The sequence below is a fragment of the Nitratidesulfovibrio liaohensis genome, from assembly GCF_011682075.1.
Classification (GTDB): Bacteria; Desulfobacterota; Desulfovibrionia; order Desulfovibrionales; family Desulfovibrionaceae; genus Cupidesulfovibrio; species Cupidesulfovibrio liaohensis.
The window spans coordinates 1-3,856 of record NZ_VSMK01000266.1 but is presented as its reverse complement, the minus strand read 5'-3'; the positions used below and the strand labels follow the sequence as shown (position 1 = coordinate 3,856).

The following is a 3,856-nucleotide window of genomic DNA, read 5'->3' as shown; positions in this document are numbered from 1 at the left end:
CAGCGAACCCGCATGCCCCGCAAAGGACGAGCCGCCCGGGCCCTCGTGCGGGGCCAGCACGATGACGCGCAGGCCGCGCCCCGAGATGGCGGCGGCCAAGGCGGCGCGCAGACCGGAAAATCCGGCCCCGGCAACGAGTACGTCCGCTTCCAGCGACATGCGTGTTCCTTGATGCTCCGTGACATTGCGTGACCCGTCCTGCGGGTGCACGGGGTCCATCCCGCGTGCACGGCAGGCCCCCTCGACAGGGCAAACACTTCAGGTCACTTCCACTCTGCGCGGAACCGCACCGGAAATCAAGCCGCACGCAAAACGCCCCCGAAGCCAGGCTCCGGGGGCGTTGTCGAACCGTGATGGAATGCTTTCCGTCCTCCGTCCGGCTACGGTACGCCGCAGCCAACGGACGAAAAGACCATTCAAGCACTATTTCATGGCTTCGGGAAACAGTTCTTCCGCCATCTCGCGCAGCTTGAACTTCTGGATCTTGCCGCTGGCGGTCATGGGATAGGCGTCGATGAAGCTGATGTAGCGCGGCACCTTGTGCCAGGCAATGCGGCCACGGCAGTAGTCGCGCACATCTTCCGGCGCCAGTTCCACGCCGGGCTTGGGGATGATGAACGCCCCCACTTCCTCGCCGTACCTGCGGCTGGCCACGCCCACCACCTGCACGTCCTGCACGCCGTCCATGCCGTACAGGAATTCCTCGATCTCGCGGGGGTAGATGTTTTCGCCGCCCCGGATGATCATGTCCTTGATGCGGCCGGTGATGACCACGTAGCCGTCCTCGTCCATGACGCCAAGGTCGCCGGAATGCAGCCAGCCCTCGGCGTCGATGGCGGCGGCCGTGGCTTCGGGCATGTTGTAGTAGCCCTTCATCACGTTGTAGCCCCTGCAGACCACCTCGCCCTGGGTGCCGCGCGGCACTTCCTCGTTGGTTTCCGGATCCACGATGCGCACCTCGATGCACGGCATGGCCCGGCCCACGGTCTGCACGCGGCGCTCGAAGGGGTCGGTGACCAGGCTCTGGGTCATCACCGGCGAACCTTCGGTCAGGCCGTAGCAGATGGTGATCTCGCGCATGTACATCTTTTCGACCACCCGGCGCATCAGCGGTTCCGGGCAGACCGAACCGGCCATGATGCCGGTGCGCAAGGAGCTGAAGTCGAAGCGCTCGAACAGCTTGTGCTCCAGCACGGCCAGGAACATGGTGGGCACCCCGTACAGGGCGGTGCACTTTTCCTGGTCCACGGATGCCATGACGTGCATGGGGCTGAAGCTTTCCAGGATCACCAGCGCGGCCCCGTGGTTGATGGCGGCCAGCACCCCCAGCACGCAGCCGAAGCAGTGGAACAGCGGCACCGGCAGGCACACGCGGTCCTTTTCGGTGAAGTGCTGGTTCTTGCCGATCCAGTACCCGTTGTTGCCGATGTTGACGTGGGTGAGCATGACCCCCTTGGGAAACCCGGTGGTGCCCGAGGTGTACTGCATGTTCACCACGTCGTGCGGGGAAAGGGCGCGCTGGCGCTCGGCGTATTCCTCGTCCGAGACCATGGCCGACATGCTCATGATCTCCGGCACGGAATACATGCCGCGGTGCTTTTCCGCCCCCAGGAACATGACCCGCTTCAGGTGCGGCAGCGAGGGGCAGCGCAACTGCCCGCGCGGCTGCGTCTTCAGTTCCGGAACCATGTTGTAGATGGTCTGCACGTAGTCGTGGTCGCGGAAGCCGTCGATGATGAACAGGTTCTCGCACTCCGACTGGGTGAGCAGATAGCGGATTTCATGCTCGCGGTAGTTGGTGTTCACCGTGAGCAGGATGGCGCCCATCTTGGCCGTGGCAAACTGCAAGGCCACCCAGTAGGGCACGTTGGTGGCCCACACGGCCACCTTTTCTCCATGCTGCACGCCAAGGGCCATCAGCCCCTTGGCCAGGTCGTCCACAACTTCCGCGAACTGCCGGTAAGTCTGCCTGTAGTCGCGGTCCACGTAGACGACCGCGTCGTTGTCCGGATATTTGGCGACGGTCTCGTCCAGTATCTGGCCAAGGGTCCGTTCGCGCACTGCGAATTCGTCCATACCCCTTCCACTCCTAGGGATAGTAGATGACGGCGTAGATCTCTGCCGGGGCGTCCCCTTCGGCGCCCACGTAGTGGGGCACGATGGAGTTGTAGTAGATGCTGTCGCCCGGTCCGAGAACGTGTTCTTCCTTGCCGTACACCACGCGGATGGAACCCTTGTTCACCAGGATGAACTCCTCGCCCTGGTGCGAGGACAGCTTGCGGTCCTCGGCGGGCTCCGGACAGATTTCGATGAAGAACGGCTCCATGTTCCGGTCGCTCTTGCCCTTGCCCAGCGAGTGGAAGCGGAAGGCCGCGCACTTGTTGCGCGCCTTCTGCATGGTCAGGTCCGCCTCGCGGTCGCCCTGGCGGCTCACGATGGGGTCGCGGCTCACCGCGTCGTCCATGAAGGTGCCAAGGCGTACGTTCAGGGCACGAGCGAGCTTCTGTAGCGGCCCGATGGACGGATACAGGTTGTCGTCCTCGAGGGCGGCGATGAATTCCGTCTTGAGACCGGCGGCGTCCGCGAGTTCCTCGCGGCTCAGGCTGCGGTCTTCCCTGTACTTGCGCACGCGCGCGCCAAGCTTGTCAGCGCCCATGGCTCCTCCTTGAAGCGGATTGATTGTGCACGCCCACGGCGAATCCCCGCCAGTCCCCGACGAAGAAATGCTGTGGGAATCGTTCTACTTATCCGACCCGCGCACACTGTACAAGGGAAATACCCCCGACTGCGCGCGCGAACAGCTGCGCGCCATTGCAAATCTGCCGCGCACCGGGTGCATGCTGGCCGCGTACCGGTCGCGCCGCGGCCCCCCGGAGTTGCCCAGGCCGCTGACGCAAGGCGACCTGGCTCACCCGACGCGGCGCGACCGTTGCGGCACTTTATAAGAGCGACGCCTTCATGACAACAGGCCCATACGGGCGCCTGCCGCAACGCGTGCGGTCGCCAGCGAAAGGAAGAGGCAGTACGCGCGATGGCCGCCACCCCCGCCAGCGGCGCGATACGGCATGGGGTTCCGGGCTGCGGCGCCCCTCCGCCGCATGCCTTTTCACGCCGCTGGTCTTCCGCTATGGTCGCCGCATGCCAGACGATCTCGTGCGCCGCAAATTCACCGTCTCCGGGCAGGTCCAGGGGGTGGGGTTTCGCCCCTTCGTGTACCGCATCGCCGCCGACCATGCGCTGACCGGCACGGTCTGCAACACTGCCGCCGGGGTGTTCATAGAAGTGCAAGGACTTGCGGCATCGGTGGACGGCTTCGGGCACGACCTGGCCCACAAGTTGCCGCCGCTGGCCCGAGTGGTCTCGTGCACGCACGAGGACATGGCCGTGGCGGAAGGCGAGGACGGATTCCGGATAGTTGCCAGCGGCGACGGGGGCGCCGGGCACGAGGTGCTCATCAGCGCCGACGTGGCCACCTGCGACGACTGTCTGGCCGACATGAACGACCCGGGCAACCGCCGCCACCTGTACCCCTTCACCAACTGCACCAACTGCGGGCCGCGCTACACCATCACCCGGTTCATTCCCTACGACCGCGACAAGACCTCCATGGCCTGCTTTCCGCTGTGCCCGGAGTGCGCGGCAGAGTATGAAAACCCGCTGGACCGGCGCTTTCACGCCCAGCCCAACGCCTGTCCGGTGTGCGGACCGCGCGTGTGGTACGTGGACGGTGCGCCGCAGGGCCCCACACCGGAAACGGCCCCGCCTGCCTCGCCCGGCTCCGGACCCGACTACGATCATGACGCAGACCGCCCCACCGGCACCCCGGCCATCCGGGCGCTGGCAACCGCGCTGGCCG

General features: G+C 65.5%; 5 protein-coding genes. 2 read left to right on the top strand and 3 right to left on the bottom strand.

Annotation, left to right across the window (positions count from 1 at the left end; translation table 11 throughout):
* The 3 genes from FVW27_RS10005 to FVW27_RS09995 form a co-directional block, all read right to left on the bottom strand.
* Positions 1-159, bottom strand: a 159-nt coding sequence (locus tag FVW27_RS10005; protein ID WP_167124794.1) for an FAD-binding protein, incomplete at its 3' end; no start/stop codon positions are given.
* A gap of 264 nt (positions 160-423) precedes the next feature.
* The gene (locus FVW27_RS10000; RefSeq protein WP_167124792.1) at positions 424-2,076 is read right to left on the bottom strand and encodes an AMP-binding protein; all 1,653 of its coding nucleotides are present in this window, start codon (positions 2,074-2,076) and stop codon (positions 424-426) included.
* 13 nt (positions 2,077-2,089) lie between these two features.
* A complete protein-coding gene (locus FVW27_RS09995) occupies positions 2,090-2,656 on the bottom strand; it encodes a helix-turn-helix domain-containing protein (protein ID WP_167124790.1) in 567 nt (188 codons plus the stop codon).
* A gap of 25 nt (positions 2,657-2,681) precedes the next feature.
* Between FVW27_RS09995 and FVW27_RS09990 the strand changes: the two genes are divergently transcribed.
* On the top strand, positions 2,682-2,945 hold the full coding sequence (locus FVW27_RS09990; protein ID WP_167124788.1) for a hypothetical protein: 264 nt from the start codon (positions 2,682-2,684) through the stop codon (positions 2,943-2,945).
* Between the two features lie 193 nt (positions 2,946-3,138).
* Positions 3,139-3,856 (top strand): acylphosphatase (locus FVW27_RS09985; protein WP_167124786.1); only part of this gene is annotated, 718 nt, incomplete at its 3' end.